The organism is Pseudomonas sp. S09G 359 (genome assembly GCF_002843605.1).
Lineage (GTDB): Bacteria > Pseudomonadota > Gammaproteobacteria > Pseudomonadales > Pseudomonadaceae > Aquipseudomonas.
The window spans coordinates 861,196-887,763 of the sequence record NZ_CP025263.1; the positions used below are offsets into that span (position 1 = coordinate 861,196).

Genomic DNA, 26,568 nt, shown 5'->3' on the forward strand with positions numbered 1-26,568 from the left:
TCGTTACGCGCGGAGGGCCCGTTGATGTTTGAGCTGCGGGTACTTGATGGGAGGCATGAAGGTGCAGCGTTGCCGCTGTTTGGGGAGCAGTGGAGCATCGGTTGCCACCCTGACGCCGACCTCGTCCTGAGCGATCCGGGAATTGCCGAGCAGCATGCGCGGCTGCGGCTTATCCACGCCAACTGGTCGGTGCAGGCCGAGTCGGGTCTGCTGCACAGCGGTGAGGGTCAGGTGCTGGCCCAAATCGCCAACCTGCCACTCAATGCAGTGTTTTTGATCGGGGTTGTGCGGCTGTGTGTCGCCTTGGCCGATCAGCCCTGGCCCCAGGCCGCGGTTCCAACCCCACCGCCGCTCATCACTGAACCCGTGCCGGTGCTGAAATTGTCTTCCATCTCGCACGCGCAGCAAAAGCGCCTGATCAGCCTGGTATTGCTGGTGGCGGTGATCGTTGCGGTGGTGGGCATGCTCTCCACGGGGGAACGCGAGGCGCAGGCGTCATTGATGCCGCCCGTGGTCCGCAAGCAAGCCCTGGACTCGCCGTTCGAAGTTCGCCAGCAGTTATTGAAGATGCTCGGCGAGCGTGAATTGAGCCAGCGGGTCAGCTTGCAAGTGATCAATGGCCAGGTCGCGCTCAACGGCGACGTTTCCCAGGATGACGTGGAACTGGTGGCGCGCATGCTCAGCCGTTTTGGCGAGCAGTTCGACAGCGCGGTGCCGGTGATCAGCCGTGTGCGCATACGCGATGGGGCGTTGCCATTCAAGATTGTGCAGATCGTCGGCGGGCCGAACGGCCATGTCGTTCTGGACGATGGCAGCCGACTGTTTGTGGGTGACGAAGTCGATGGGCTGCGCCTGGTACTGATCGATAACAGCAAGGTGGTCTTTGACGGCGCGCAGCGCTACGAGGTGCGTTGGTGAACGAACAATTACAAGCCCGTCTCGACGCCTGGCAGGAGCGCCAGGCCCAGTCGCTGGCCACCTTTGCGCCGGTGACGATGCGAGGTCGAATCCAGCGTGTCAACGGGATGCTGTTGCAATGCCGGTTGCCTAACGCGCGCATCGGTGACTTGTGTCAGGTTGAAAAAAACATCGACGAATACATGCTGGCCGAGATCATCGGGTTTGATCAGCAGGATGCCGTACTCAGCGCCCTGGGCAACCTCGAAGGTGTGAGGGTGGGGGCGAGTGTGCAGCGCTTGGGTGTGCCGCATCGAGTGCGGGTCAGTGATGAACTGCTGGGCCGGGTACTGGATGGTTTCGGACGCCCGATTGCGGGCGATGGCCCCAGTGCATTCGTCGACACCGACGACCCGGACGCGAGCACGGTGTTGTGCGAGGCGCCCTTGCCGACCGAACGGCCAAGGATCCATCGGGCTCTGGGTACCGGGGTGCGCTCCATTGACGGGCTGTTGACCCTGGGCGAAGGCCAGCGCGTGGGCCTGTTTGCCGGTGCCGGCTGTGGCAAGACCACCTTGCTGGCGGAAATTGCCCGTAACGTCGAATGCGATGTGATTGTGTTCGGCCTGATCGGCGAGCGCGGTCGGGAATTGCGCGAGTTTCTCGACCATGAACTGGATGATCAATTGCGCGCCAAGGCCGTGCTGGTGTGCGCCACCTCCGACCGCTCAAGCATGGAGCGGGCCCGCGCGGCATTTACGGCGACGGCACTGGCTGAGGGCTATCGACGCAAGGGCAAGCGGGTGTTGCTGCTGATCGACTCGCTGACCCGATTTGCCCGTGCCCAGCGAGAAATCGGCCTGGCCGCCGGCGAACCCCTCGGCCGCGGGGGCTTGCCGCCGTCGGTGTACAGCCTGCTGCCACGCTTGGTTGAGCGGGCCGGGTTGACCCGCGACGGAGTGATCACGGCGATCTACACGGTACTTATCGAACAGGACTCCATGAGTGACCCGGTGGCCGACGAGGTTCGCTCGTTGCTCGATGGCCATATTGTCCTGTCGCGCAAGCTGGCCGAGCGCGGTCATTACCCGGCGGTCGATGTGCTGGCCAGCCTTTCACGGATCTTAAGCAACGTCGCCGCACCTGAGCATATCCAGGCGGGTACGGCCTTGCGGCGCCTATTGTCGGCGTACCAACAGATCGAGCTGATGCTCAAGTTGGGCGAGTACCAGGCCGGCAGTGACCCCCTGACTGACCTGGCGGTGGACAGCCGGCAGGCGGTGGACGGTTTTCTGCGCCAGGACCTGCGTGAGCCTTCACCGATGGAGGTGACTTTGAATCAACTGACGGAGCTGACCACCCATGTTCCTTTCTGAATTGGAAACCTTGCGGCGTCTGCGCAAGCACCGGGCGGACCGGGCCGAGCGCGCGTTGGGTGAGGCTAAAAGGCGCCAGCGCGCGCTGCAATTGCAAGTTGAGCAGGCACAGCGGGTTCTTGAGCAAACTCGCCTGCAGGAAGCCCGCAAAGGTGGGGAGTTATTGAGAGAGCACCAAGGGCAAGTGATCTCGTTTCAGCAGCTCAATGCATGGAATCGGCAGGAGCGCTCGTTGTCCGCGAGTACGCAGCGTGAAGCAGCGCAGTTGCAGGCGTTGCACGGGCAGCAGGAGCAGCAAGTGATACACATCGATAGTGCGCAGAAGCAGGTCACCCAATGTTTGCGCGAGGTTGAGAAACTTTTGGAATTATCCCGGTTATTGGTTCAGGAAGAGACATGAAACAAGTGCCTGTGAGCAAGCCGGAACGAGCGCGAATACGCGAGCCTTGGCAAGACCATGAACAGGGCGTCGGGGCGATGGTGCCCTGGGACCATAGGCGTTTGTTCGCCCAGCTGTTTACCGGGGGCGATGGCGAGGTCGGTTACGCTTCCCGTTCGCCTGCACTGATGGCGTCGTCTGAGCGGTTGATGATCGAGGCGTTGGCTAGGCAGTTGGTGCCGCGAATGCAGGGCGGTACGCAATGGCCCTTGTTGGCGGTGCTTTACCTGCCGCGGTTGGGGCGAATCAACACCCGTGTTCAGAAGGATCCGGGAGCCTGGACTGTCGAGTTGGAGGCCGAGGACGAGCGCACCGCGCAGTGGCTCGGCCGTGTACAGAAACGCTATGAGGACGTGCTGGCCGGGGCTTTGGGGCAGCCTGTCGATGTGCACCTGAGGCACGTGGGCCCAACATGATCACGTCGGTTCTAACCTTCCCTTTGATCGAAGAGGGAAGGGTTATGGCGTTGAATCGGCTGGGACGCGGTTTGCGCATGCCGTTTCAAGTGGCCGATCAGGTCGGTGCGTTGTTGCTTGAGCCAGGCCGTGCTCCTGCAGGTGCAAGCCCATTGTATTTCGAGAGTGCCCTGGGTGTGCTGGCGTTCTCCGAACCCGGGGCGATGTTCAGCTTGATGGGGGAATGCCCGGTAACCCTGGCAGAGGCTGACAACGACCCGACGTCCTGGTTCTGGGAACTGTTCCTGCATCACTTGAGCCCGCAGGTATTGGCGTTGTTAGGTCACCTGCGTTTGCTGCCTGCTCCCCGGAAGCTGAGTTTTGGTTGCCGCTTAACCGTGACCCTGGGGGCCTCCAAGGTCGTGGGGTTTCTGTGGCTGGCTCCCGAGACCTTCCTGGCCTTGTGCGTGGCCGGCCCTTGGCAGCCGACGGCAAGCCCGTTGCCCTTGTCGTTTCCGTTGGCAATCGCCGTGACGCTGGGGCGCTTGGACTTACCCATAGCACAGCTGCGTAGCTTACGTGCGGGTGACGTGCTGATGCTCGAAAAGGCCTTTTTCGATGTGCAAGGCCATGGTCAGTTGCGTATCGCAAACCACCTTCTGCAAGGACGCATTGATGATGAGTCCGGGCCGTTGTGCCTGAACATTATTTCGATCGAGGAAACGTCCGTGGACGAAGAGTTTGTCATAGAAGAATACCCAGGCTTTGAACGTGATCACCCGGTAGAGAATGTCTTTGGCCGCGAGCCTTTTGATGAATTGAGCATGGCACTGACGGTGCGCTGTGGTGCTCTGAGCCTGACCCTGGGCGAACTGCGCAATCTTGCTCCAGGTGCGGTGCTGGGCATCACCGGGTATGCGCCCGGCACCGCCGGCCTGTACTACGGTGATCGCCCCATCGGCCAGGGGCAGTTGGTGGAAGTGGATGGGCGACTCGGCCTGCAATTGTCCCGCGTGGTTTTCTCGCGATGATATTCCAGGGAATCGACCCCGTTATCGTGGCGCTGTTTTTCGGCGCACTGTCGTTGCTGCCGATGCTGTTGATCATCTGCACGGCCTTCTTGAAGATCGTCATTGTGCTGATGATCACCCGAAACGCCATCGGCGTTCAGCAGGTGCCACCGAGCATGGCGATCAATGGCATAGCACTGGCTGCAACGCTCTTCATCATGGCGCCAGTGGGTTACGAGATCGCCCAGACCCTCAAGAGCGCGCCTCTGGACATGAGTAATGTACAGGCGTTTCAAGAGACCGGGCTCGTGGCCATCCAGCCGCTACGTGCGTTTATGAAACGCAATACCGACCCGGATGTACTGACCCATCTGCTGGAAAACAGCGCGCGCATGTGGCCACCCGAAATGGCGCAAAGCACCCAGCGCGATGACCTGATCCTGTTGATCCCGGCCTTCGTATTGTCACAGTTGCAGGCGGGGTTCGAGATAGGTTTCCTGATCTACATTCCCTTCATCGTCATCGATTTGATTGTATCCAACCTGCTCTTGGCCCTTGGCATGCAAATGGTTTCGCCCATGAGTATTTCTCTGCCGCTCAAACTGCTGCTGTTTGTCATGGTCTCCGGATGGTCGCGGTTGCTCGACAGCCTTTTCCTTTCATACCTGTGAGCGCCCAATGGAACCGATCGTACTGTTCAAACAGGGCATGCTGCTGGTGGTGGTGTTGTCGGCCCCGCCGCTGATCGTGGCGGTGGTCGTCGGCGTGCTGACTTCCCTGGTTCAAGCCCTTATGCAGGTACAGGACCAGACATTGCCGTTTGGCGTCAAGCTGGTTGCGGTGGGTATTACCCTGATATTGACGGGACGCTGGATCGGCGTTGAGTTGATTCAACTGATCAACCTGATGTTCGACATGATCGCTCGATCGGCGCTGAGCTGAAGGGGATACACGTGCTGCTTTATCTTGAATATCTCCCGAGCCTGCTGGTGTCCATGGCACGCATTTATCCCTGTGCCATCCTGGTGCCGGCGTTTTGTTTTCAGCACATACGCGGCATGCATCGGCACGTCATCGTCATGGTCATGGCGTTGATTCCAGCGCCAGGAATCCATGCGGTACTGGCGGGCCAGGACTACTCCACGTTGATGATCGCCGGGCTGATACTCAAGGAGGCGGCCTTGGGCATTTTGCTGGGCGTCTTGTTGGCCATGCCCTTCTGGATGTTCGAGTCAGTCGGAGCGCTGCTGGATAACCAGCGTGGCGCCTTGGCAGGCGGTCAACTCAACCCTTCGCTGGGGCCCGATGCGACCCCTCTCGGCCACCTGTTCAAGCAGTTGGTGATTTACCTGTTGATCGTGGTCCTGGGCCTGAGCGTGCTGACCCAAGTGATCTGGGACAGTTATCTGATCTGGCCGGCCACTGCCTGGCTGCCGATGCCGGCAGTCAATGGGTTCAGTATTTTCCTTGGCATACTCGGCGATACCTTTACCCATATGATGCTTTACGTTGCGCCCTTTATTGCGGTGCTGTTGTTCCTGGAGTTCGGCATCGCGCTACTGGGGGTCTACAGCCAGCAACTCCAGGTGAGTACGCTGGCGCCACCGGTCAAGTGCCTGGCGGGCATAGGTATCTTGCTGTTGTACTTTGCGTTGCTCCAAGACCTGATCGTCGGGCGCATGAGCCTGCTGGGTGACCTCAAGCACTCGCTCGGGCTGATGTTCGAGGCTGCGCAGCCATGAGTGACTCAGGCGAAAAAAAGCACCCGGCGTCAGCCAAGAAGCTGCGTGATCAACGCAAGAAAGGCCAGGTTTCCCAAAGCCAGGATGTGGGCAAGCTGCTGGTGCTGACGGCCATCAGTGAGGTCGCCCTGTTCACTGCCGACACCAGTATGCAACGCTTCCAGCAACTGCTGGTGTTGCCCATGTCCAGCATGGCCCAGCCCTTTACCCGGGCGTTGGAGGAAGTACTGTTTGAAGGCATGGTGATGTTTTTTTCGTTCGCCCTGTTGATGGCTGGGTTGGCCATTATCATGAAGCTGATCGCAAGCTGGTTTCAGATCGGGTTCCTGTTTGCCCCGGAGACCTTGAAACTCGATTTCAATCGTATCAACCCGTTGAGCCAGCTCAAGCAGATGTTCTCCGCTCAATCCGTCATGAACCTGTTGATGAGCATTGCCAAGGCGCTGCTCCTGGGCCTGGTGTTGTACGTGGTGATCTGGCCCTCATTGGGGGCGTTGATCAACCTGGCCAACAGTGACCTGCCAACCTATATCGCTGCGCTGATCACCCTGTTCCGTCACGTGCTGCATGCGTGCCTGGGGCTTTTGCTGGTGCTGGCCCTCGTAGACCTGGCGATGCAAAAACACTTCTTCGCCAAGCGCATGCGCATGACTCAGGTGGAGGTCGTCAAAGAGTACAAGGACATGGAGGGTGACCCTCATGTGAAGGGGCAGCGTCGCTCGCTGGCCTATCAGCTGGCCAACGAGGAGCCCAAGGTCAAGCTGCCCAAGCTGGAAGAATCCGACATGCTGGTGGTTAACCCCACGCACTTTGCCGTCGCGTTGTATTACCGCCCCGGCAAGACGCCACTGCCGATACTGATCAGCAAGGGCACGGACGCTGACGCCCGAACATTGATCCAGCAGGCGAAGGCCGCTGAGGTACCGGTGATCCAGTGTGTATGGCTGGCCCGCATGCTCTACACCCATGAACTCGGGGCGAGTATCCCGCGCGAAACCTTGCAGGCCGTGGCGCTGATTTATCGCACGTTGCGTGAACTTGATGACGAAGCCAAGTGCGAAACCCTGCAGATGCCAGAGCTTGAATTGCGCTGATCGAAACCTGGTACTGCAAAAAGCCTGACGTTGATCGCCAGGCTTTTTGCCAAGGCTCAGCGCTCCAGCGATATCGTCTGGTAGTCCGCCCGTTCCCCGGAAGGGCCAGGCTCGACGCGCATCTGCGCAGGCCACCAGATCACCATTTGATCCTTGGTCGCTTGCGGGCGTGAGCAGGAGTCGCCTTTGCACGTGGGGGTGCAGCCGGCGAGGAGCAGCACTGTGCTGATGAGGATGACATGCAAAAAGCGCTGCTTCATGGCCTGGCCTTCTGGGCTGGAGTGATCAAAGAGGGACGAGGTACGTCACGGTGTTCATCTTTCACCACCGGGCGCATGGCGATAAAAACCTCGGCTTCTTCACCTGGCTTAAGCCAGGCACGCGGCCACACGGTGACCGCCAGGGTGTTCGAGTTGCTGCACTCTTTTTCGTCGATGCGCACATTGCGCTTGATCTGATTGCGCACCACCACCACCGCCACATTGAACTCTGGGCCGGCAAACCATTGGCTGCGTTCAGTGTTCATCGCCAGGAGTTCTCGGGTGCTGCACAAGGTGTCCAGGCTCACAGGCATCGGTGCCGCCTTGAATGCCACGGGGACCTGCCCGGAAACGAGATGAGCCAGGGTGCTGGTGATATCACTGCGTTTGATCACCGGTTGGTGTTGCGCATAACGCCTGGCCAGTGGCTTGAGGGCAGCCTGTAGCTCCGCTTGATCCTCCTGCGGCAGATAACGCGAAGGGTCCGCTTGATCACCGATGACGCGTGGCGTCAGGATAAACAGGCGTTCACGCCGATTGTTCTGGCGTTCTGTGGACGAGAACAACGCCTTGCCCAGCAGTGGTATGTCGCCCAGAAACGGAATTTTGCTGTGCCTGTCGCTGCTTTCGGTGACATGGAACCCACCGACTACCAGCGAGCGTTTTTCCGCCATGACCGCCTGGGTACTGACTTTGCCCCTGCGCACATCGGGACCGATGCGATCCGGGTTGGATTCATCGAAATTTCCGTCTTCGATATCGATCGAAAGGTGAACCTGGTGAGTGCCGCGGGTGGTGATTACCCTGGGCGCCACCTGGAAACTGGTGCCGACAGTGATAGGCAGAATGGTCGCCACCTCTGTGCCTGCCGTCAGGTACTGCGTGCGGTTGAAATCAATCACCGCCGGCTGGTTTTCCAGGGTGAGCACCGAAGGGTTGGACACCATCGTTGCCAGGCCGCGCTGCTCCAGTGCGCGTATGTCGGCAAAGAAGCGGTCACGGTTCTCGATCGAGAGCTGTGACGAGGTGCCCGGTGCCATGTTCACTCCGCCACGGAAGCGACTGTTTTGAAAGCCCCAGTTGACCCCGAACTCACGCAATTGCGTGCGCTCGATATCGAGGATGATTGCGTCGATTTCCACCAGTTTGCGTGCCACGTCGAGCTGGGCAATCAGCTCGCGATACATCGCCTGCCGCTCCGGGATGTCATAGATCAGTACGGCGTTGTTGCGCACATCGGCTTCGACGCGGATTTTGCCTGTGGGCACCGCGGCTCGGGGAGTGAGCGTCATGCCAGCGGGCGACTGCGCCGGGTTTGTCGCCTGGCTGAGCATTTGCCCGAGCATCGGGTTGCCCAGCCGGGGAATGTTCGGCGTGAGGGGAGAGGGCTGTGAGGCCTGTGAGGGCGGCGGGGTCATCATCGTGGCGCCTGTACGCGGCTCCAATAACCCGCGCAGCATGGTAGCGACGCCTGGGATGGTGAGTTTTTCGCCGCGATAATCGATCTGGCGATCTCCCGCGTTGGCGAATTTCAGCGGGTAGCTGAGCACGCTTTGTTTTTCATCGGGCGATTTGCGCTGGCTGCTGAATTGCTTGATCTGGTCGATGTAGTGCTTGGGGCCAGAGACCAGCACGACCCCATCCTCAGGCAGTTCCCCCCAACCGAAGCGGCTATCGAGCAGGCCGATATCGGTGAGTGCGCGCTTGAGGTCGGCCACGGTTTCGGAAGAGACCTCCAGGCGCGCGGACTCTTGCAGGTTCAGGGTGCTGACATAGAGCGTGTTGTTGTACAGGTACCACTGGAAGCGGTGCTCTACCCCCAGCCGGTCGAGCATCGACTGTGGGGTATTGGCGCGTATCTTGCCATTTACGATGCCATCCAGCAGGCCGTCGACTTGCAGTTGTGTGCCAAAGGTCTGAGCGAAGTCCTCCAGTACTTCTCGTAGGGGCTTGTGCTCGGCCTCATAGGCGTAGGCGGTATTTTTCCATTCAGGCGGAATGGCCGCGAAGCTGCTGTGCAGCGGCGCCAACAACAAGGGCAGCGCGAGCAAACAGCCCCAGTGGGCGCGTTTTACCAAGACGGCAGGCGAGTTTACGCGCAAGCCGGAGTGCTTGTTGATCTTGCTATACATGACAAGTTCTCTGTTTCAGTGCGGTAGCTTACGTAGGGGAGTGGGCTGCAAATCGCGCCCAGCCTTAGTCAGGCGCGCAGTGACGCCACGCCAGGTTTCGCGTTTGTTGAAAAGGGCTTCCAAGGCACTCAGCAGGACTGCGGGCATTACACTGGCCAGAGGTGACCAGCGCCTGGCGCTGAGGCAAGTGCGCCTTGGATATGCGTCAGGCCGGCCTGACCGCGACGACATCAAAACTGCAACGGAGTTTTTTGGATTGGACGGGGTAGTTGTGTGCGTAGCAACGCACGTTGACCTTGTCATCCTGTTCGAACATCTGAAAGCGCTGTTTGCGACGACTCAAACAGTCCGGCAGATATTGCTGCAAGTCACTAAACGACATTTATGGCGCTTTTAAACGTCTCGTGCTGGTAGCTGACGTAGGCCCCGGCCACCGTGTAGTTGACACTGTCGTTCGTCTTCGCTTGCATAAGTTTGTCGAAGGCCCTCGAGAGCTCTTCTTCTCCCCCCCCGTTAGAAATGTCCTTATCGATTTCCTTGGAAACTCTATCGGAACGGGCTTGCTGCCTGTAGATACTATTAAGAAAGCGGACGTCACTATTCATCGCATTAACTCCAGTGGGGGGTCTATTCCTATGTGGCACCAGATGGATGACCGGTTCCCTCCACGGATTAATTTGTTAGAAAAAAACTAAAAGTGTTGTTACTTGTGCCTACCTTCGTGGGGGGATGATCACCAGGTTGTTGACGGCATCAGTCCAGTTGATGTGAAACCCACCATCTTCTGTTTCAAGAATCAGCGATCTGGCGGCGAGCCCGTCCTCGACGCGCAGTGCCCATGGCACATCACAGTGCCTGCTCAGCCATTGTTCGACATGTTCACGGTCCAACGGATTGCACAGTAAGTTCGCCTCCACAGTCGGGAGTTGGGCAGTCAACAGCTTATTGAGCAGGACAGTCAGGCGTTGAGCGGGTACGGTCTCTTCCAGCAAGCTTCGGATAGCCGTGTTGATAACTGAGCTGGCGGCAGTTTCCAATTGGTCGAACATCGCTTGTCGTTCCGACTCCCAGCGGTGAAGTTGGGAATTGGCGCGCTGCCAGAACTCATTGCTTGCACTTTGCAGTATTTCCTCGCATTGGCTTTCGGCTTGGCGTATGAGCGCCTGTGCTTGAGTTTCGGCTTGTTCAAGGATTTGACGGGCCTGGGTATATTCGACAAGCATTTCCCGAGGAATCAGGGCTGTCGACAGGTCGTGGGAGCGGGCGTGCAGCTCAACTTTATGGGTGCAAAACATGGTTGGATATCTCGCGGGAGGCGCGCAGCGATTCCTCTGTTGAAGTAGAGGTTGCACGCCAAATAGTGGCTTGCCACAGAATGTCCAGGCGGCCTGGAGCGTCCCCCAGCTTTGGGCACTGCTCCAATTCAAGCACCCTCTGATGTGCAAAGCTCAAGCGCAACCGCTGCCATATAGCGGGTGTGACCCACGCGCGCAGATAGTGCAAGGGGTCGTCGATGCTCACCGGTGCGGGGCCTGGCGGCAGCGCTTTGGCCAAGCGCTGGCACCAAAGAAGCTGTTCTTGACTCAATCGACTGTCGTACGGCGCGCTGTATACCTCATTGACGAGTGTGAGTATGAGGTCTCGTTGTTGCGAGCTTATTCGCACCAGTTCAAGCAACGCCGCAGACAGTGGCGGCGCAAGTTCAGGTTTGATGCCGAACATGGTGCTCGCCCGGGCATGATGGCTTCGAGAAAGTGCTGCCGTCTCTACAAAACCCGTTAGCGTAAGCCAGTCGATGTGGGCGTTCTCCCATGGGCAGGCCCACCATTTCACCCAGCTGAGACCATCACTCATGAACGTACGCTGTTTCAGGCTGTGGTGCCGAAGCGAGCCTTATCCTGCGGCGCCAGACCAGCCAGGCACCGGCACCCAGCAAGAGCGCGAGCAGAGGGGCGAAAGTGCTGACGAGCCAGATACCGAGGTCTCGTTCTGGCACCAGGAAAGGGCCGAAATAGACAAGCTGTTGCTTTTCTATGTAGGCCGTGGCCGGTACGAAAACGACGGTCAGCTTTGTTGTATTGTCTATAGCTGAGGCCATGCCGGGGAGGCTGCTGGCCACCAACCTGCGCACTCGCGCATTGATATTGTCAGGGTCAAGTCGTGGGTCGTGCTTGATGAATATAGACGCGGACGCCGGTTGTACAGGCTCTCCGGGTGCTATCCGTTCAGGCAACACCACATGCACCCGTGCGACCAGTACACCGTCTATATTGGATAAGGTTGCTTCCAGCTCTTGTGACAGTGCGTAGATGTAGCGCGCGCGCTCTTCAAGTGGTGTAGAGATGACCCCCTCCTTGCGGAAGATTTCCCCCAGGGTTGAGCGTGCAACCTTGGGCAGCCCAGCGGCGTCCAGGGTACGAACGGCTCGATTGATGTCACTTGCCTTGACGCGGACAGCGACGCCGTCTTTTCCCGGAATCTTTTGGGCACGGATCTGTTTGTCTGCCAGTTCCGCGATGACTTCATTGGCTTCCTGTTCGGAAATGTTGCGGTGGAGTTCTACGCTTTCACCGCAGCCGGTGAGCAACAGCGCCAATGAGAAAAATAAGAGGGTGCTTAGGCGGCGGTACATGACTACCCCATGGTTGAAATTTTATCGCAGGCTTTTGCGATCGCGCCGACTACCTTGATGTGTGAGATCACATCGACATGCGCTTCGACAAGCAATTGGGGGAGCTCGCTCATACCTTTATTCTTGCTAGCGTCCCGAAAGCCCTTGGAGAGACGCGACGCTATTTCCGACGACTCACTGGTGCCCCAGGCTGAATCGGTAGCGGCTACGGGGCGAGGGCTTCCTCTATCAGGTTGATTGGTCTTGTTCATTTCGGCCTGGAAAAAATTGACGTCAGAAGATCGATGACCCTCAGCAGGCGTATCCGACCCGGTGTTGATCTTTCTATCCGTTGTGAGTCCTGCGTGGGTAATGAGCATATGTCCCTCTATCGAAAGTATCGAGTGTGGTGACCCACGTTAAGTAAAAGCCCCCTCAACGAGTGAGTTGAGAAGGCTTGATTTACTTAGTAACGTATAGCTTTGCAGTTGGCCATCGTTGCGTTCTGCTTAGCGATTTTTCGATCCTCATCGGTTTTTTCTACAGCATCCCAACCCTTTTTCTCTTGGATTGCTTTTGCAGCTTGATCTTGTGGGGTGCTACCTACGCCACCTAGTGCCATGATTCACCTCTTAAACTTTAAATAAGATTTGATAACGGTTGACCGCTATCGGTCGTTCGTGAGCGACATTGAAATCGATCGTTGAATATGTGGCTTACACGATATGAAGCGTTCCAATTCTCACGGAGGAGAGGTGTGTGTATTTATTTCGTAATGTTTTTTCTATCTGCAAGATGTAACAGGAGGTGATTCAGGCAAGTTTCGGCGTTATGTCCAAGCGCTTTATGCCAGCTTTACTTCGAACTGCTTCATCCGGTAATAAAGAGTACGCTTGGCGACCTTCAGCTCAACGGCGACGCTATCTACACAGTGGTCGTTACGTCGCAGCGACTCTTCAATCAGTGCTTTTTCAATTTGCTGCAACCGCGCCTTCAGGCTCATTTCATGGGCAGGGGGGTTGAATATCGTAGGTGAAAGCGGTGGCAGGCCCAAGACGAACCGCTTGGCAGAAGAGCGCAATTCGCGGACATTGCCTTGCCAGGAATGACATAGCAATTGCTGCAGCAATTCACCGGGCGGCGTCGGGGCAGGGCATTTGAAAAGGTCCGCTTCTTGCTGGATCATCCCCAGGAATAACGGAATGATCCGCTCACGTCGGTCTCGCAGGGCAGGAAGTTGGAAACTGACGACATTCAGGCGAAAGTACAAGTCGCGTCGGAAGGTGCCTTGCTCGACCATTGCCAGCAGCGACTGCTGGGCCGACGCAATAACGCGCATATCCACAGGGATGAATCGGGTTGAACCCAGGCGCTCCACCCCGCGCGACTCCAACACGCGCAGCAGTTTGGCTTGCAGGCTCAATGGCATGCTGTCTATCTCATCGAGGTACAGGGTGCCCAGATGAGCGGCCTCGACGACGCCGGCCCGGGATTGCATTGCTCCGGTGAAGGCGCCGCTGTTGACCCCGAATAACTGGCTTTCTGCGAGACTTTCCGGGATGGCCGCGCAGTTCACGGCAACAAAGTTACCTCGCCGCCCCGATAGGTTATGTATCCGTTGCGCCAAGGTATCCTTGCCTGTGCCGGTTTCACCCAATAGCAGTATGTCAATACTGAGAGACGCGGTGCTAACGAGCGTACTTTCAATATCTGGGCTTTCAATCAATGAGATATATGTTTCATTTTCCCTGAGAGGGGCGGCCGACATCAAAAGGGTGCTCCATTATTTCTTTGCGCTATTGAGAAAATTATCAGCAGGCGCGCTTTTTTAGAATGGAAAGCATAGTTTTTTTCTTCCTGCATTACAGTAGGAGCTTGCGCAGGCGGTGTAGGATAAGTTAGAAAGTTTCAGGTTTATTTCTTTTGGTGGGGGAGCAGTAGGGGGAATCTTAAAATGAAAGGTATATATAAGTTTTTTGGCAGTGTGTGTAACAGTGGCCCACAAAAAAGCCGATGCACTGCATCGGCTTTTTATTTGCGATGTAAACCGTATTTAATGCTTAGACATTGAAACGGAAGTGCATCACGTCGCCATCCTTGACGATGTATTCCTTGCCTTCCAGGCGCCATTTACCGGCTTCCTTGGTACCGGCTTCACCCTTGTACTGGATGAAGTCGTTGTAGGCGATGACTTCGGCGCGGATAAAGCCTTTTTCGAAGTCGGTGTGGATCACACCAGCAGCCTGTGGCGCGGTGGCGCCGACTTTCACGGTCCAGGCGCGAACTTCTTCGACGCCGGCGGTGAAGTAGGTCTGCAGGTGCAGCATTTCGTAGCCGGCGCGGATTACACGGTTCAAGCCAGGCTCTTCCAGGCCCAGGGCCTCGAGGAACATGTCTTTCTCTTCGCCGTCATCCAGTTCGGCAATTTCCGCTTCGATCTTGTTGCACACTGGCACCACTATCGCGCCTTCTTCCTCGGCGATGGCCTTGACCACGTCGAGCAGCGGGTTGTTCTCGAAGCCGTCTTCGGCAACGTTGGCGATGTACATTACCGGCTTGGTGGTCAGCAGGTGGAAGCCCTTGATCACCGCTTTTTCGTCGGCATTCATGCTCTTCATCAGGCTGCGCGCCGGCTTGCCCAGGGTGAAGTGCGCGATCAACTGCTCCAGCAGGCCTTTCTGGACCACTGCATCCTTGTCACCGCCCTTGGCGTTGCGCGCGACTTTCTGCAGTTGCTTTTCGCAGCTGTCGAGGTCGGCGAAGATCAATTCCAGGTCGATGATCTCGATGTCGCGTTTCGGGTCGACGCTGTTGGAGACGTGAATCACGTTCTCGTCTTCAAAGCAGCGGACCACGTGGGCGATGGCATCGGTTTCACGGATGTTGGCCAGGAACTTGTTACCCAGGCCTTCACCTTTCGACGCGCCTGCCACCAGGCCCGCGATATCGACGAATTCCATGGTGGTCGGCAGGATGCGCTTGGGATTGACGATGGCCGCCAGTTCCTGCAAACGCGGGTCTGGCATGGCCACGATACCGCTGTTGGGTTCGATGGTGCAGAAGGGGAAGTTCTCCGCCGCAATACCGGACTTGGTCAGGGCGTTGAACAGGGTGGATTTGCCGACGTTGGGCAGGCCGACGATGCCGCAATTGAATCCCATGGTGTTTCCCCTCGGTAAGAGTCAGGCCTTCTGGCTGTGCAGGTTTTTCATCGCGCGGTTCCATTCACCGGCGAAGATATCCGGCAGCACGCCGAGGGCAAAATCGATGCTGGCATCGAGTTTTTCCTGTTCGGCGCGTGGCGCACGACCCAGGACGAAATTTGAAACCATACTGGCAACGCCTGGGTGGCCAATGCCGAGCCGCAGACGGTAAAAATTATTCTGATTGCCCAACTGCGCGATGATGTCGCGCAGGCCATTGTGCCCGCCATGCCCGCCGCCTAGCTTGAGCTTGGCGACACCGGGTGGCAGGTCCAGTTCGTCATGGGCCACCAGGATTTCTTCGGGTTTGATCCGGAAGAAGCCCGCAAGCGCTGCGACAGCCTGGCCGCTGCGGTTCATGTAGGTGGTGGGAATCAGCAGACGAACATCCTGACCCTGGTGCGAGAAGCGCCCGGTCAGACCAAAATATTTGCGATCGGCCACCAGGTTCACACCTTGGGCGTGGGCGATGCGCTCAACAAAAAGGGCCCCCGCGTTATGCCGGGTCTGTTCGTATTCGGCGCCTGGATTTCCCAGGCCAACGATCAGTTTTATGGCAGTCACGACAGGGGCCCTTCCTTTGGAGTTGTGGATAACATCGCCGCGACCTGAGTGCGGCGAAAGTGGACGACAGGAGCTCACTTATCCAGAGATAAACTTCGCGTTGTCGCCCGCTTTCTCGCTACGTTCCGGTCCGCGATGTTTCCTCAAGCTCCGGCAATACAGAGTGAATTACTCTGCAGCGCCTTCTTCAGCTTCTGGAGCAACGCGTGGAGCGTGTACGTTTGCAACAGCTTTGTCATCACCGTGAGCCAGTGCAACAAACTCAACGCCTTTAGGGGCTTTGAGGTCGGACAGGTGAACGATTGCGCCGATTTCCAGAGCCGACAGGTCGACTTCGATGAACTCAGGCAGATCTTTCGGCAGGCAAGTTACTTCGATTTCGTTCAGGACGTGCGAGATCTCGCCGCCTTTCTTGACCGGAGCTTCTTCACCAACAAAGTGCACAGGCACGATAGCGGTCAGTTTCTGACCAGCTACAACGCGTACAAAGTCAGCGTGCAGTACGTGGCCCTTGGACGGGTGACGTTGCAGAGCTTTGATGATTACGTTCTGCTTTTTGCCGCCAACGTTCAGTTCGATAACGTGGCTGTAGGCAGCATCGTTTTCGAGCAGTTTGGCAACTTCTTTAGCCAGCATGCTGATGGATTCAGGGGCTTTTTCGCCACCGTAAACTACAGCTGGAACCAGGCTTGCGAGACGACGCAGGCGGCGGCTCGCACCTTTCCCCAGGTCGGAACGCACTTCAGCATTCAGAGTAAAATCGTTCATGTTGTATCTCCAAAATAACCACATTCGCCCCAGCGTTTGCGACCAGCGCTAAAGGCGATATGGGCAAAAAAGCCCCGCCCCAACAGTATGCTGGGGCGGGGCGCTTTTCGTCAGTGAGATGTTTCGTAAGGTTTGACCCTTAACGGAACATCGCGCTGATCGATTCTTCGTTGCTGATACGGCGAACCGCTTCGGCAACTACCGGTGCGATATCCAGTTGACGGATACGCGAACAGGCTTGAGCTGCTGCGGACAACGGGATGGTGTTAGTCACCACCAGTTCGTCCAGCATGGAGTTCTCGATGTTCTCGATCGCTCGGCCCGACAGCACAGGGTGTGTGCAGTAGGCGAAGACTTTTGCTGCACCGTGCTCTTTCAAGGCTTTTGCCGCGTGGCACAGGGTGCCGGCGGTGTCGACCATGTCATCAACCAGAATACAGGTACGCCCTTCGACATCACCGATGATATGCATCACTTCAGAGTGATTGGCTTTCTCACGGCGTTTGTCGATGATCCCGAGATCTACGCCCAGGGATTTGGCAACAGCCCGTGCACGCACGACGCCACCAATGTCCGGGGACACGATCATCAGGTTTTCAAAGCGCTGGTCTTCGATGTCATCCACCAATACGGGGGAGCCGTAGATGTTATCTACCGGAATATCGAAGAACCCCTGGATTTGGTCAGCGTGCAGGTCAACCGTGAGAACACGGTCGATGCCTACCACGGTCAGCATGTCAGCAACGACTTTCGCGCTGATAGCCACACGTGCGGAACGCGGACGGCGATCCTGACGGGCATAACCAAAGTAAGGGATTACAGCTGTGATTCGAGTCGCTGAGGAGCGGCGGAAGGCATCAGCCATCACGACGAGTTCCATCAGGTTATCGTTGGTCGGAGCGCAGGTCGGCTGAATAATGAAGACGTCTTTACCGCGGACGTTTTCATTGATCTCGGCTGTAATTTCGCCGTCGGAGAATTTACCGACAGAGATGTCACCGAGAGGGATATGCAGCTGACGTACGACACGTCGAGCCAGATCGGGGTTGGCGTTCCCCGTAAAGACCATCATCTTGGACACGCGCAGTACCTAGAGGCTGAGGGTAACCTGGATGAGTATTAGAAAATGGCAGGGGCGGCTGGATTCGAACCAACGCATGGCAGGATCAAAACCTGCTGCCTTACCGCTTGGCGACGCCCCTGTATCTGTTGCAACGAGTACCCAGTACTCGGTTCCTTTTAGAGCAGACTTTGCAGCTTGCGATGCAACATCGAAACGTTGCTTCCCTTTGCTACAAACCCTGTAAGGGTCTCTGTAAGAAGGGCCGAGACTTTATCAGCTTCAGCTTTGCTTGGGAAGCCCCCAAACACACAACTTCCAGTTCCGGTTAATTTTGCTTCGGTAAATTTACCTAACAAATTCAAAGCTTTACGTACCTCTGGATAACGCCTTGCTACAACCGGTAAGCAGTCATTTCGACTGTTTCCCTTGGGAACGGGGCGCACTTTAATGGGAGAAGAGTTACGTGTCAACAACGGATCTGAAAAAATTTCTGCTGTACTTACAGATACTTGCGGGACAAGCACGACATACCAAGGCTCTTCGGGGTATTCCGGGGTGAGTTTCTCCCCCACGCCCTCGGCAAAAGCCGCGTGCCCATGCACGAAAACCGGCACGTCGGCGCCCAGCGTAAGGCCCAGCGCGGCCAGGCGATCAGGGGCCCAGCCCAGTTGCCACAAGTGATTGAGGCCGAGCAATGTGGTCGCGGCATTTGAGCTGCCACCCCCGATGCCGCCGCCCATGGGCAGGATTTTGTCGATCCAGATGTCGATGCCGAGCGAGCAGCCGGATTGTGCTTGCAGTTTTTTCGCCGCCTTCACAATCAGATTGCTGTCGTGGGGCACGCCTGCGAATTCGGTATGCAGTTGGATCACGCCGTCGTCGCGTACGGCGAATGTCAGTTCGTCGCCGTAGTCGAGAAATTGAAACAGCGTCTGCAGTTCGTGGTAGCCGTCTGCACGGCGCCCGAGAATATGCAGCATCAGGTTGAGTTTGGCCGGGGAGGGCAGGGTCAGCTTTTGCACGGTCACGGTTATTGCCCCAGCTTGCGCGGTTGCCAGTCCTTGATCACCAGCGTGACGTCAAGGTCGGTGCCGTGCAGCTTGATGCGCTCGGGCAGCCAATAACCGCTTTGTTGCACGTAGCTCAAATACTCGACCTGCCAGCCATCCTGTTCCAGTGACGCAAGGCGGCTGTCGCCATTGAGGCTCAGGCGGCTTTTGCTGTCCGGCGCAGGCAGGCCGCGTACCCACCACACCAGGTGCGATACCGGCAGTTTCCAGCCAATCTGTTCTTCCAGCAGCGCTTCCGGCGAGGTCGCCTCATAGCGGCCCTGGTTGGCCACTTCGAGGCTCACTTGCCCCGGTCGGCCGGTGAGGCGCGCTGCGCCTCGGCCCAAAGGCCCGGACAGGCGAATGTCGTAGTAGTCCTGGCGTTGCAGCCAGAACAAGGTGCCGCTGCCGGAATCTTTTGGCGCGCGTACCCCGACTTTACCTTCGATCTGCCAGCCATCGATGCTGCTGAGCTGGTCCTTGTGTTGTTGCCATTGCGCCGGGTTGCCCTGGCCTTCAACGGATTCGCGGGTGCCGACGCCCGCGCAACCGGCGAGCAGGGCGATGATGCTGAAAACAATAACGTGGCGCAAGAACATAAGCTTAAAGGGTCTCGGATCCGGTCAGGCGCTTGATGGTGCCGCGCAGGATGGGGCTTTCGGGTTGTTCCTTGAGGAATTTTTCCCAGATTTGCCGGGCTTCGCGCTGCTTGCCATTGGCCCACAGCACTTCGCCCAGGTGGGCGGCGACCTCCTGGTCAGGGAAGCGCTCCAGCGCCTGGCGCAGCAAACGCTCGGCTTCGTCGAGGTTGCCCAGGCGGTAATTCACCCAGCCGAGGCTGTCGAGTACGGCCGGGTCTTCCGGGTTGAGCTTGTGCGCTTGCTCGATCAGCACTTTGGCTTCGGCGTAGCGCGTAGTGCGGTCGGACAAGGTGTAACCCAAGGCATTGAGGGCCATGGCGTTGTCCGGGTCACGCTTGATGATCAGGCGCAGGTCTTTTTCCATCTGCGTCAGGTCATTGCGTTTTTCCGCCTGCATGGCGCGGGTGTACAGCAAGTTCAAATCGTCGGGAAATTGCAGCAAGGCCTGTTGCAACACCTTCCAGGCGCGCTCGCCCTGATTGTTGGCCGACAACGTCTCGGCCTGGATCAGGTATAGCTGGATCGCGTAGTCCGGTTCGGCATCGCGGGCGGCGGCCAGGCGTTTTTCCGCCTCGTCGGTGCGGCCGTTGCTCATCAGGATATCGGCCTGGCGCAACTGGGCGGGCAGGTAGTCATTGCCAGGGCCGACCTGGGCGTATTCGAGCAGGGCGGCTTGTGGGTCGTTACGCTCTTCGGCAATACGGCCGAGGTTCAGGTGCGCCGAATCCACATGGCTTTCGCGCTGGATCAGCTCTTCCAGGTAGCCTTTGGCCTCGTCCCAGGCCTTGGCTTCCAGGCACACCAATGCCAGGGAATAGCGCAGTTCGTCGTCGTCCGGGTATTGCTGGACCAAACTGGCGAACTGCACTTTGGCGTCCTCCATGCGGTCCTGCTCCACCAGCGTACGCGCGTAAGTCAGGCGCAGACGCTTGTCTTCCGGGTATTTCTTGATGCTTTTTTCCAGCAGCGGAATCGCTTCCTTGCCACGGTTGAGGTTCTGCAGCAGGCGCGCACGCAACAGGATCGGTGCGATTTCGCCGTCTTCCGGCGGGTTCTGCTCCAGCAGTTTCAGCGCGGCCTCGGCTTCGTCGTCCTGTTGCAGCAGCAAGGCCTTGCCGAAAATCAGCTGGCTGTTTTTTGGATGTTTTTGCAGCAGGCGGTCAAAACTCTTCATCAGGCCATTGCGGGTGTCCTGATCGGTGTCGGCGGCCGACAGCGCGAGGAAGTCGAAATGGGTGTCGCCCTTGCCCTGCAGGACTTTCTCCATATAGACCATGGAGTCGTCATAACGCCCAGCCCGCGCCAGTTGAATCGCCGCCGCGCGTTGGGCTTCGAGGTCGTCCGGGGCGTTTCTGGCCCAGATCAGCGAAGTGTCCAGCGCCGCCTGATCGGCCCCCAAGTACTCGGCAATGCGAAACGCCCGCTCGGAAATGCCCGGGTCCTGCGTGTTGATGGCCTGGGTCACATAGTTATCCAGCGCAATATCGAAGCGATTGCGTTGGCCGGCCAGCTCCGCGCTCAGCAGGCTGAACACCGTTTCTTCGCTGAACGAGGAATAAACCTTGGGCTTTTCAGGGGCGGGGGTGCTGTCTTCTACCGGCGGGGTACCGTCCGGCGACACGGGTGCCATGGCCTGGCAGCCGCTGAGGAAGACAAAAGCAAGGAGCAACGCGGAAGATCTATTCATATAGGAAGAGGACGACTAACCTGCGGTCGGATCATCATGACACAAGCCTTCGGCCAAACATAACCGAGTCTCAGTGGGTACCTTTATAGGCACAAGGTATAGGGACAATAGACGACGGTGGTTGTTCTGAATCTTTCGAAGTAGGACAATTGTCGGCTTCCCGACATCATCAGCGATATTGAATGGCCTTCCTCGCACTCGGTATTAACCACAAGACTGCAACCGTAGACGTGCGCGAGCGCGTGGCGTTTACGCCAGAGCAGTTGGTTGAGGCCTTGCAGCAGCTCTGCCGGCTCACCGACAGCCGCGAAGCTGCGATCCTTTCGACCTGCAATCGCAGCGAGCTTTATATAGAGCAGGAACATCTTTCAGCGGATGTGGTACTGCGCTGGCTGGCCGATTACCACCATTTGAGCCTGGAGGACCTGCGCGCCTGTGCTTATGTGCACGAAGACGATGCGGCAGTTCGTCACATGATGCGTGTGGCTGCCGGGCTCGACTCGCTGGTGTTGGGCGAACCGCAGATCCTCGGCCAGATGAAATCCGCCTATGCCGTGGCCCGCGAGGCCGGCACCGTCGGCCCGCTGCTGGGGCGGCTGTTCCAGGCCACCTTCAATTCCGCCAAGCAGGTACGCACCGACACTGCCATCGGTGAAAACCCGGTGTCCGTGGCGTTTGCTGCCGTCAGCCTGGCCAAACAGATTTTCAGTGACTTGCAGCGCAGCCAGGCCCTGCTGATCGGCGCTGGCGAAACCATCACCCTGGTTGCCCGCCACCTGCATGACCTGGGCGTGAAGCGCATCGTGGTCGCCAACCGCACCCTGGAGCGCGCCAGCATCCTGGCCGAGCAGTTCGGCGCCCATGCGGTGCTGCTGTCGGATATCCCGGCCGAATTGGTGCGCAGCGATATCGTCATCAGTTCTACCGCCAGCCAGTTGCCGATCCTCGGCAAGGGCGCGGTAGAAAGCGCGCTGAAGCTGCGCAAGCACAAACCGATTTTCATGGTAGATATCGCCGTTCCCCGGGATATCGAGCCTGAAGTCGGCGAGTTGGACGACGTTTACCTCTACAGCGTCGACGACCTGCATGAAGTGGTCGCCGAAAACCTCAAGAGCCGCCAGGGTGCTGCCCAGGCCGCCGAAGAGATGGTCAGCACCGGCGCCGAAGATTTCATGGTGCGCCTGCGTGAACTGGCGGCGGTGGACGTGCTCAAGGCGTATCGTCAGCAGGGCGAACGCCTGCGCGATGAGGAACTGCTCAAGGCCCAGCGCCTGCTCGCCAATGGCAGCAGCGCGGAAGAAGTGCTGATGCAACTGGCCCGTGGCCTTACCAACAAATTGCTGCATGCGCCCAGCGTACAATTAAAAAAGCTTACCGCCGAAGGCCGCCTCGATGCGCTGGCCATGGCCCAGGAACTCTTTGCCCTCGGTGAGGGCGCGTCAGATAGCTCTTCGGATAAAAAACCGCAATGAAAGCGTCACTGCTCAATAAACTGGACGTGCTCCAGGACCGTTTCGAAGAACTGACCGCCTTGCTCGGCGATGGCGAAGTCATCTCTGATCAGACCAAGTTCCGCACCTATTCCAAGGAATACGCGGAAGTTGAGCCGATTGTGGCCACTTATAGCCAATGGCTGAAAACCCAGGCCGACCTCGAAGGCGCCCAGGCGCTGCTCAAGGACAGCGACCCGGACATGCGCGAAATGGCCGTGGAAGAAGTGCGCGAAGCCAAGGACAAGCTCGTCCAGCTGGAAGGCGACCTGCAACGCATGCTGCTGCCCAAGGACCCCAACGACGGGCGCAACGTGTTCCTCGAAATCCGCGCCGGCACCGGTGGCGATGAGGCGGCGATTTTCTCCGGCGACCTGTTCCGCATGTATTCGCGTTACGCCGAGCGCCGCGGCTGGCGTGTGGAGATCCTTTCCGAGAACGAGGGTGAGCACGGCGGCTATAAAGAAGTCATCGCGCGGGTCGAAGGCGATAACGTCTACGGCAAGCTCAAGTTCGAATCCGGCGCGCACCGCGTGCAACGGGTGCCGGCGACCGAATCCCAAGGCCGTATCCACACCTCGGCGTGCACCGTGGCGGTGTTGCCCGAGCCGGACGAGCAGGAAGCCATCGAGATCAACCCGGCGGATCTGCGGGTCGACACCTACCGCTCGTCGGGCGCCGGTGGCCAGCACGTCAACAAGACTGATTCGGCGATCCGTATCACCCACTTGCCCTCGGGCATCGTGGTCGAGTGCCAGGAAGAACGTTCGCAGCACAAGAACCGCGCGCGGGCCATGTCCTGGTTGTCCGCCAAGCTCAATGACCAGCAGACCAGCGCCGCCGCCAACGCGATTGCCAGCGAGCGTAAATTGCTGGTGGGCTCGGGCGACCGTTCCGAGCGGATCCGTACCTACAACTTTGCCCAGGGCCGGGTCACCGACCACCGGGTCAACCTCACCCTCTATTCCCTCGACGAGATTCTCGCCGGCGGCGTGGATGCGGTGATCGAGCCGTTGCTTGCCGAATACCAGGCCGATCAACTCGCGGCGATAGGTGAATAAATGACCATCATCGCCAGCCTGCTGCGCGCCGCCGACCTGCCCGACTCGCCAACCGCGCGCCTGGATGTGGAGTTGCTGCTGGCCGCTGCCCTGGGCAAGTCGCGCAGCTACCTGCACACCTGGCCGGAAAAAATCGTCAGCAGCGAAGCCGCATTGACCTTTGCCGCCTACCTGCAACGCCGCCGCGCCGGTGAGCCGGTGGCGTACATCCTCGGCCAGCAAGGCTTCTGGAAGCTGGACCTGGAGGTCGCGCCGCATACGCTGATCCCACGCCCGGAAACCGAGATGCTGGTGGAAGCGGCACTGGAATTGTTGCCGGCCACGCCCGCCAAGGTCCTCGACCTGGGCACTGGCAGCGGCGCCATCGCCCTGGCCTTGGCCAGCGAACGCCCGGCCTGGCAGGTCACCGCCGTCGACCGGGTGCAGGAAGCCGTAGCCCTGGCCGAGCGCAATCGCCAGCGCCTGCACCTCAACAATGCCACGGTGTTGAGCAGCCATTGGTTCAGCGCGTTGCAAGGGCATACGTTCGACCTGATCATCAGCAACCCGCCGTACATCGCCGACAACGATCCGCACCTGGTGGCCGGTGATGTGCGTTTCGAGCCGGCCAGCGCGCTGGTCGCCGGCCATGATGGTTTGGACGACCTGCGGCTGATCATCAGCCAGGCCCCGGCCCATCTGAGCACCGGCGGTTGGCTGCTGCTCGAACACGGTTACGACCAGGCCCTGGCCGTACGTGACCTGTTGCTGGGCCAGGGTTTTGAGGGCGTGCACAGCCGCCTCGACCTCGGCGGCCACGAACGCATCACCCTGGGGCGCCGCCCGTGCTGACCGATCAGGAGTTGTTGCGCTATAGCCGACAGATTCTGTTGCAGCATGTCGACATCGAAGGCCAGTTGCGCCTGAAAAACAGCCGTGCGCTGATTATCGGCCTCGGTGGCCTGGGCGCGCCGGTGGCGTTGTACCTGGCGGCCGCCGGTGTCGGCGAGTTGCATGTGGCGGACTTCGACAGCGTCGACCTGACCAACCTGCAACGCCAGATTATCCATGACACCGACAGCGTCGGGCAGACCAAGGTCGATTCGGCGTTGCGCCGCCTGAGTGCGATCAACCCTGAAATCAGCCTGATCGCCCACCGCGCCGCGCTGGATGCCGATTCCCTGGCGGCGGCTGTGGCGGCGGTGGACGTAGTGCTCGATTGCAGCGACAACTTCTCCACCCGTGAAGCGGTCAACGCCGCCTGCGTCGCGGCAGCCAAGCCGTTGGTCAGCGGCGCAGCGATTCGCCTTGAAGGGCAGTTGTCGGTATTCGACCCGCGCCGCGCCGACAGCCCGTGCTACCACTGTTTATATGGGCACGGCAGCGATGCCGAACTCACCTGCAGCGAAGCCGGCGTACTCGGCCCGTTGGTGGGGCTGGTCGGCAGCCTGCAAGCGCTGGAAGCCCTGAAGTTGCTGGCCGGCTTTGGCGAACCGCTGGTGGGCCGCTTGCTGTTGATCGATGCGCTGACCACGCGATTTCGCGAGTTGCGCGTCAAGCGCGACCCGGGCTGCGCGGTCTGTGGGACACAACATGGTTAAGGACGCGCCGATCGGTGTGTTCGATTCCGGCGTCGGCGGGTTGTCGGTGCTGGACGAAATCCAGCAACTGTTGCCCCACGAATCCCTGCTGTATGTGGCCGATTGCGGGCACATCCCCTACGGCGAGAAAACGCCCGCGTTCATTCTTGAGCGCTCGCGGCGGGTTGCCGCGTTCTTTCGCGAACAGGGCGCCAAGGCGTTTGTGATTGCCTGCAACACCGCGACCGTCGCGGCGGTTGCGGACTTGCGCCAGGACTACCCCGACTGGCCGCTGGTAGGCATGGAGCCCGCCGTCAAACCCGCGGCTGCCGCCACGCGCAGCGGTGTGGTGGGCGTGCTCGCCACTACCGGCACCCTGCAAAGCGCTAAATTCGCCGCGCTGCTGGACCGCTTCGCCACCGATGTGCGGGTGATTACCCAGCCATGCCCGGGCCTGGTGGAACTGATTGAAACCGGTGACCTCAACAGCGCCGCTCTGCACCAGCTGTTGCAGGGCTATATCGAACCGCTGCTCAGCGCCGGCTGCGACACCATCATCCTCGGTTGCACCCACTATCCCTTCCTCAAGCCACTGCTGGCGCATATGCTGCCCCCCAGCATCATCCTGATCGATACCGGCGCCGCTGTGGCGCGCCAACTCAAGCGGTTGCTGGGTGAGCGCGATCTGCTGGCCGTCGGTGAGCCTGAACCTGCACAGTTCTGGACCAGTGGCGATGTGTATCACCTCAGAAATATCCTACCGACACTATGGAAACATCACGGAGTTGTGCGAAGCTTCGGCTCGTGAAAAATTCGTGAAATGTCGCTGAACTTCTGACTCTGCGTCAGCTTCTATAGCGAGATAGTTTGTACAAAACCAACTAACTTCGTTCGGAAAGGATGTTTCTTATGAAGCGCTTGTTCTGTTTGGCTGCGATTGCGGCCGCTGTGGTGGGACACTCTTTTTCGGCCCAGGCCGCCGGCCTGGAAATGGGTGTGGGGAGCACCAGCGATTCGACCCTGACCTACCGTCTGGGGCTGAACTCGAATTGGGATAAAAGCTGGTGGCAGAGCGACACCGGTCGATTGACCGGTTATTGGAGCGGCGCCTACACCTACTGGGACGGCGACAAGCGCGCGAGCGTCAGCAGCCTGTCGTTCTCGCCGGTGTTTGTGTATGAGTTTGCTGGCGAGTCGGTCAAGCCGTACATCGAGGCCGGTATCGGTGTGGCGGTGTTCTCCCGCACCAAGGTCGAAGACAACAACATCGGCCAGGCCTTCCAGTTCGAAGACCGCCTGGGCTTTGGCCTGCGCTTCAACGGTGGGCATGAAGTGGGCATACGCGCCATGCACTATTCCAACGCCGGCATCAGCAGCAATAACGATGGGGTAGAGAGTTACGCGGTGCACTACACGTTGCCACTGTAAGCAACTTCCCTGTGGGAGGGGGCAAGTCGAATCGTCGCACCGCCCCTCCCACATTTGAATTCCATCAGATTCAGAATCAGCGATACGCCGTAGCCAGAC

The 26,568-nt window shown here is 58.7% G+C and carries 30 protein-coding genes and 1 tRNA gene; 15 read left to right on the top strand and 16 right to left on the bottom strand.

All coding sequences use genetic code 11. The features are described 5' to 3' along the window. Positions 1–24: 24 nt before the first annotated feature. The 9 genes from CXQ82_RS03725 to sctU are packed head-to-tail and all read left to right on the top strand — an operon-like array spanning position 25 to position 6,953. Positions 25–918 (top strand): FHA domain-containing protein, encoded by an 894-nt coding sequence (locus tag CXQ82_RS03725; protein WP_101266268.1) that lies wholly within the window; start codon positions 25–27, stop codon positions 916–918. Continuing rightward, positions 915–2,273: a FliI/YscN family ATPase gene (locus tag CXQ82_RS03730; RefSeq protein ID WP_101266270.1), complete on the top strand. Its 1,359-nt coding sequence runs from the start codon at positions 915–917 to the stop codon at positions 2,271–2,273. The genes CXQ82_RS03725 and CXQ82_RS03730 overlap by 4 nt, the downstream gene beginning before the upstream one ends. Next, on the top strand, positions 2,260–2,673 hold the full coding sequence (locus CXQ82_RS03735; RefSeq protein WP_101266272.1) for a YscO family type III secretion system apparatus protein: 414 nt from the start codon (positions 2,260–2,262) through the stop codon (positions 2,671–2,673). Before CXQ82_RS03730 ends, CXQ82_RS03735 begins: the two co-directional genes overlap by 14 nt. After that, complete coding sequence (locus CXQ82_RS03740) at positions 2,670–3,128, top strand: type III secretion system HrpP C-terminal domain-containing protein (RefSeq protein ID WP_101266275.1); 459 nt, start codon at positions 2,670–2,672, stop codon at positions 3,126–3,128. The genes CXQ82_RS03735 and CXQ82_RS03740 overlap by 4 nt, the downstream gene beginning before the upstream one ends. Further along, positions 3,125–4,138 (top strand): FliM/FliN family flagellar motor switch protein, encoded by a 1,014-nt coding sequence (locus tag CXQ82_RS03745; RefSeq protein WP_101266277.1) that lies wholly within the window; start codon positions 3,125–3,127, stop codon positions 4,136–4,138. Before CXQ82_RS03740 ends, CXQ82_RS03745 begins: the two co-directional genes overlap by 4 nt. Continuing rightward, positions 4,135–4,788: a type III secretion system export apparatus subunit SctR gene (sctR, locus tag CXQ82_RS03750; protein WP_101266279.1), complete on the top strand. Its 654-nt coding sequence runs from the start codon at positions 4,135–4,137 to the stop codon at positions 4,786–4,788. The genes CXQ82_RS03745 and sctR overlap by 4 nt, the downstream gene beginning before the upstream one ends. Positions 4,789–4,795: 7 nt before the next feature. Next, a complete protein-coding gene (sctS, locus tag CXQ82_RS03755; protein ID WP_101266282.1) occupies positions 4,796–5,059 on the top strand; it encodes a type III secretion system export apparatus subunit SctS in 264 nt (87 codons plus the stop codon). Between the two features lie 11 nt (positions 5,060–5,070). Next, a complete protein-coding gene (gene sctT, locus CXQ82_RS03760; RefSeq protein ID WP_101266284.1) occupies positions 5,071–5,859 on the top strand; it encodes a type III secretion system export apparatus subunit SctT in 789 nt (262 codons plus the stop codon). After that, complete coding sequence (gene sctU, locus CXQ82_RS03765; protein ID WP_101266286.1) at positions 5,856–6,953, top strand: type III secretion system export apparatus subunit SctU; 1,098 nt, start codon at positions 5,856–5,858, stop codon at positions 6,951–6,953. Before sctT ends, sctU begins: the two co-directional genes overlap by 4 nt. Positions 6,954–7,009: 56 nt before the next feature. Here the strand turns inward: sctU and hrpT are convergent, their stop codons facing one another. The 16 genes from hrpT to CXQ82_RS03845 all read right to left on the bottom strand — a co-directional run bounded on the left by hrpT (position 7,010) and on the right by CXQ82_RS03845 (position 20,931). After that, positions 7,010–7,213: an HrpT family type III secretion system protein gene (hrpT, locus tag CXQ82_RS03770; RefSeq protein ID WP_101266289.1), complete on the bottom strand. Its 204-nt coding sequence runs from the start codon at positions 7,211–7,213 to the stop codon at positions 7,010–7,012. Further along, positions 7,210–9,345 (bottom strand): type III secretion system outer membrane ring subunit SctC, encoded by a 2,136-nt coding sequence (sctC, locus tag CXQ82_RS03775; RefSeq protein WP_101266291.1) that lies wholly within the window; start codon positions 9,343–9,345, stop codon positions 7,210–7,212. Before sctC ends, hrpT begins: the two co-directional genes overlap by 4 nt. 713 nt (positions 9,346–10,058) lie before the next feature. Next, the gene (gene sctL / locus CXQ82_RS03785) at positions 10,059–10,640 is read right to left on the bottom strand and encodes a type III secretion system stator protein SctL (protein ID WP_101266295.1); all 582 of its coding nucleotides are present in this window, start codon (positions 10,638–10,640) and stop codon (positions 10,059–10,061) included. Continuing rightward, positions 10,624–11,199, bottom strand: coding sequence for a type III secretion protein (locus tag CXQ82_RS31535; protein ID WP_101266298.1), 576 nt, complete (start codon positions 11,197–11,199; stop codon positions 10,624–10,626). Before CXQ82_RS31535 ends, sctL begins: the two co-directional genes overlap by 17 nt. Then, positions 11,192–11,977, bottom strand: coding sequence for a type III secretion system inner membrane ring lipoprotein SctJ (sctJ, locus tag CXQ82_RS03795; RefSeq protein WP_101266301.1), 786 nt, complete (start codon positions 11,975–11,977; stop codon positions 11,192–11,194). Before sctJ ends, CXQ82_RS31535 begins: the two co-directional genes overlap by 8 nt. A gap of 2 nt (positions 11,978–11,979) precedes the next feature. Then, positions 11,980–12,336, bottom strand: coding sequence for a hypothetical protein (locus CXQ82_RS03800; protein ID WP_101266304.1), 357 nt, complete (start codon positions 12,334–12,336; stop codon positions 11,980–11,982). Between the two features lie 86 nt (positions 12,337–12,422). Then, entirely contained in the window at positions 12,423–12,578 is a 156-nt protein-coding gene (locus tag CXQ82_RS31225) for a hypothetical protein (RefSeq protein ID WP_157832143.1), read from the bottom strand. Between the two features lie 222 nt (positions 12,579–12,800). Continuing rightward, entirely contained in the window at positions 12,801–13,724 is a 924-nt protein-coding gene (locus tag CXQ82_RS03805) for a sigma 54-interacting transcriptional regulator (protein WP_101266306.1), read from the bottom strand. 292 nt (positions 13,725–14,016) lie between these two features. Beyond that, a complete protein-coding gene (gene ychF / locus CXQ82_RS03810; protein WP_101266309.1) occupies positions 14,017–15,117 on the bottom strand; it encodes a redox-regulated ATPase YchF in 1,101 nt (366 codons plus the stop codon). A gap of 21 nt (positions 15,118–15,138) precedes the next feature. Further along, a complete protein-coding gene (gene pth, locus CXQ82_RS03815) occupies positions 15,139–15,723 on the bottom strand; it encodes an aminoacyl-tRNA hydrolase (protein ID WP_010213318.1) in 585 nt (194 codons plus the stop codon). A 168-nt stretch (positions 15,724–15,891) separates the two neighbouring features. Beyond that, entirely contained in the window at positions 15,892–16,491 is a 600-nt protein-coding gene (locus CXQ82_RS03820) for a 50S ribosomal protein L25/general stress protein Ctc (RefSeq protein ID WP_099583948.1), read from the bottom strand. A 139-nt stretch (positions 16,492–16,630) separates the two neighbouring features. Beyond that, the gene (locus CXQ82_RS03825; protein ID WP_003208392.1) at positions 16,631–17,572 is read right to left on the bottom strand and encodes a ribose-phosphate pyrophosphokinase; all 942 of its coding nucleotides are present in this window, start codon (positions 17,570–17,572) and stop codon (positions 16,631–16,633) included. 46 nt (positions 17,573–17,618) lie between these two features. Next, positions 17,619–17,693 (bottom strand) — tRNA-Gln (locus CXQ82_RS03830). Positions 17,694–17,730: 37 nt separating this feature from the next. Further along, complete coding sequence (gene ispE / locus CXQ82_RS03835) at positions 17,731–18,534, bottom strand: 4-(cytidine 5'-diphospho)-2-C-methyl-D-erythritol kinase (RefSeq protein ID WP_256581931.1); 804 nt, start codon at positions 18,532–18,534, stop codon at positions 17,731–17,733. Between the two features lie 50 nt (positions 18,535–18,584). Then, on the bottom strand, positions 18,585–19,202 hold the full coding sequence (gene lolB / locus CXQ82_RS03840) for a lipoprotein insertase outer membrane protein LolB (protein ID WP_101266317.1): 618 nt from the start codon (positions 19,200–19,202) through the stop codon (positions 18,585–18,587). Between the two features lie 4 nt (positions 19,203–19,206). Then, positions 19,207–20,931: a tetratricopeptide repeat protein gene (locus CXQ82_RS03845; RefSeq protein WP_101266318.1), complete on the bottom strand. Its 1,725-nt coding sequence runs from the start codon at positions 20,929–20,931 to the stop codon at positions 19,207–19,209. Between the two features lie 182 nt (positions 20,932–21,113). Here CXQ82_RS03845 and hemA point away from each other — a divergent pair, with 182 nt between their 5' ends. From hemA to CXQ82_RS03875, 6 genes are all read left to right on the top strand, one after another. After that, positions 21,114–22,403, top strand: coding sequence for a glutamyl-tRNA reductase (hemA, locus tag CXQ82_RS03850; RefSeq protein WP_101266320.1), 1,290 nt, complete (start codon positions 21,114–21,116; stop codon positions 22,401–22,403). Further along, positions 22,400–23,482 carry a peptide chain release factor 1 gene (prfA, locus tag CXQ82_RS03855; RefSeq protein WP_101266322.1) on the top strand — a complete coding sequence of 361 codons (1,083 nt, stop codon included), beginning with the start codon at positions 22,400–22,402 and terminating at the stop codon, positions 23,480–23,482. Before hemA ends, prfA begins: the two co-directional genes overlap by 4 nt. Further along, positions 23,483–24,313, top strand: coding sequence for a peptide chain release factor N(5)-glutamine methyltransferase (prmC, locus tag CXQ82_RS03860; protein WP_101266324.1), 831 nt, complete (start codon positions 23,483–23,485; stop codon positions 24,311–24,313). Next, positions 24,307–25,062 (top strand): molybdopterin-synthase adenylyltransferase MoeB, encoded by a 756-nt coding sequence (locus CXQ82_RS03865; RefSeq protein ID WP_101266326.1) that lies wholly within the window; start codon positions 24,307–24,309, stop codon positions 25,060–25,062. The genes prmC and CXQ82_RS03865 overlap by 7 nt, the downstream gene beginning before the upstream one ends. After that, positions 25,055–25,849 carry a glutamate racemase gene (gene murI, locus CXQ82_RS03870; RefSeq protein ID WP_101266328.1) on the top strand — a complete coding sequence of 265 codons (795 nt, stop codon included), beginning with the start codon at positions 25,055–25,057 and terminating at the stop codon, positions 25,847–25,849. The genes CXQ82_RS03865 and murI overlap by 8 nt, the downstream gene beginning before the upstream one ends. A gap of 101 nt (positions 25,850–25,950) precedes the next feature. Further along, positions 25,951–26,469 (top strand): acyloxyacyl hydrolase, encoded by a 519-nt coding sequence (locus tag CXQ82_RS03875; RefSeq protein ID WP_101266330.1) that lies wholly within the window; start codon positions 25,951–25,953, stop codon positions 26,467–26,469. The last annotated feature ends 99 nt before the right edge of the window (positions 26,470–26,568 follow it).

Excerpts from the sequence above, each read along its gene's own strand:
- CXQ82_RS03725 (WP_101266268.1), top strand. The coding sequence starts at position 25 with ATGTTTGAGCTGCGGGTACTTGATGGGAGGCATGAAGGTGCAGCGTTG.
- CXQ82_RS03735 (WP_101266272.1), top strand. The coding sequence starts at position 2,260 with ATGTTCCTTTCTGAATTGGAAACCTTGCGGCGTCTGCGCAAGCACCGG.
- CXQ82_RS03740 (WP_101266275.1), top strand. The coding sequence starts at position 2,670 with ATGAAACAAGTGCCTGTGAGCAAGCCGGAACGAGCGCGAATACGCGAG.
- CXQ82_RS03745 (WP_101266277.1), top strand. The coding sequence starts at position 3,125 with ATGATCACGTCGGTTCTAACCTTCCCTTTGATCGAAGAGGGAAGGGTT.
- sctR (WP_101266279.1), top strand. The coding sequence starts at position 4,135 with ATGATATTCCAGGGAATCGACCCCGTTATCGTGGCGCTGTTTTTCGGC.
- sctS (WP_101266282.1), top strand. The coding sequence starts at position 4,796 with ATGGAACCGATCGTACTGTTCAAACAGGGCATGCTGCTGGTGGTGGTG.
- sctU (WP_101266286.1), top strand. The coding sequence starts at position 5,856 with ATGAGTGACTCAGGCGAAAAAAAGCACCCGGCGTCAGCCAAGAAGCTG.
- hrpT (WP_101266289.1), bottom strand. The coding sequence starts at position 7,213 with ATGAAGCAGCGCTTTTTGCATGTCATCCTCATCAGCACAGTGCTGCTC.
- sctC (WP_101266291.1), bottom strand. The coding sequence starts at position 9,345 with ATGTATAGCAAGATCAACAAGCACTCCGGCTTGCGCGTAAACTCGCCT.
- sctL (WP_101266295.1), bottom strand. The coding sequence starts at position 10,640 with ATGTTTTGCACCCATAAAGTTGAGCTGCACGCCCGCTCCCACGACCTG.
- CXQ82_RS31535 (WP_101266298.1), bottom strand. The coding sequence starts at position 11,199 with ATGAGTGATGGTCTCAGCTGGGTGAAATGGTGGGCCTGCCCATGGGAG.
- sctJ (WP_101266301.1), bottom strand. The coding sequence starts at position 11,977 with ATGTACCGCCGCCTAAGCACCCTCTTATTTTTCTCATTGGCGCTGTTG.
- CXQ82_RS03800 (WP_101266304.1), bottom strand. The coding sequence starts at position 12,336 with ATGCTCATTACCCACGCAGGACTCACAACGGATAGAAAGATCAACACC.
- CXQ82_RS31225 (WP_157832143.1), bottom strand. The coding sequence starts at position 12,578 with ATGGCACTAGGTGGCGTAGGTAGCACCCCACAAGATCAAGCTGCAAAA.
- CXQ82_RS03805 (WP_101266306.1), bottom strand. The coding sequence starts at position 13,724 with ATGTCGGCCGCCCCTCTCAGGGAAAATGAAACATATATCTCATTGATT.
- ychF (WP_101266309.1), bottom strand. The coding sequence starts at position 15,117 with ATGGGATTCAATTGCGGCATCGTCGGCCTGCCCAACGTCGGCAAATCC.
- CXQ82_RS03820 (WP_099583948.1), bottom strand. The coding sequence starts at position 16,491 with ATGAACGATTTTACTCTGAATGCTGAAGTGCGTTCCGACCTGGGGAAA.
- ispE (WP_256581931.1), bottom strand. The coding sequence starts at position 18,534 with ATGCTGCATATTCTCGGGCGCCGTGCAGACGGCTACCACGAACTGCAG.
- lolB (WP_101266317.1), bottom strand. The coding sequence starts at position 19,202 with ATGTTCTTGCGCCACGTTATTGTTTTCAGCATCATCGCCCTGCTCGCC.
- CXQ82_RS03845 (WP_101266318.1), bottom strand. The coding sequence starts at position 20,931 with ATGAATAGATCTTCCGCGTTGCTCCTTGCTTTTGTCTTCCTCAGCGGC.
- hemA (WP_101266320.1), top strand. The coding sequence starts at position 21,114 with ATGGCCTTCCTCGCACTCGGTATTAACCACAAGACTGCAACCGTAGAC.
- prfA (WP_101266322.1), top strand. The coding sequence starts at position 22,400 with ATGAAAGCGTCACTGCTCAATAAACTGGACGTGCTCCAGGACCGTTTC.
- prmC (WP_101266324.1), top strand. The coding sequence starts at position 23,483 with ATGACCATCATCGCCAGCCTGCTGCGCGCCGCCGACCTGCCCGACTCG.
- murI (WP_101266328.1), top strand. The coding sequence starts at position 25,055 with ATGGTTAAGGACGCGCCGATCGGTGTGTTCGATTCCGGCGTCGGCGGG.
- CXQ82_RS03875 (WP_101266330.1), top strand. The coding sequence starts at position 25,951 with ATGAAGCGCTTGTTCTGTTTGGCTGCGATTGCGGCCGCTGTGGTGGGA.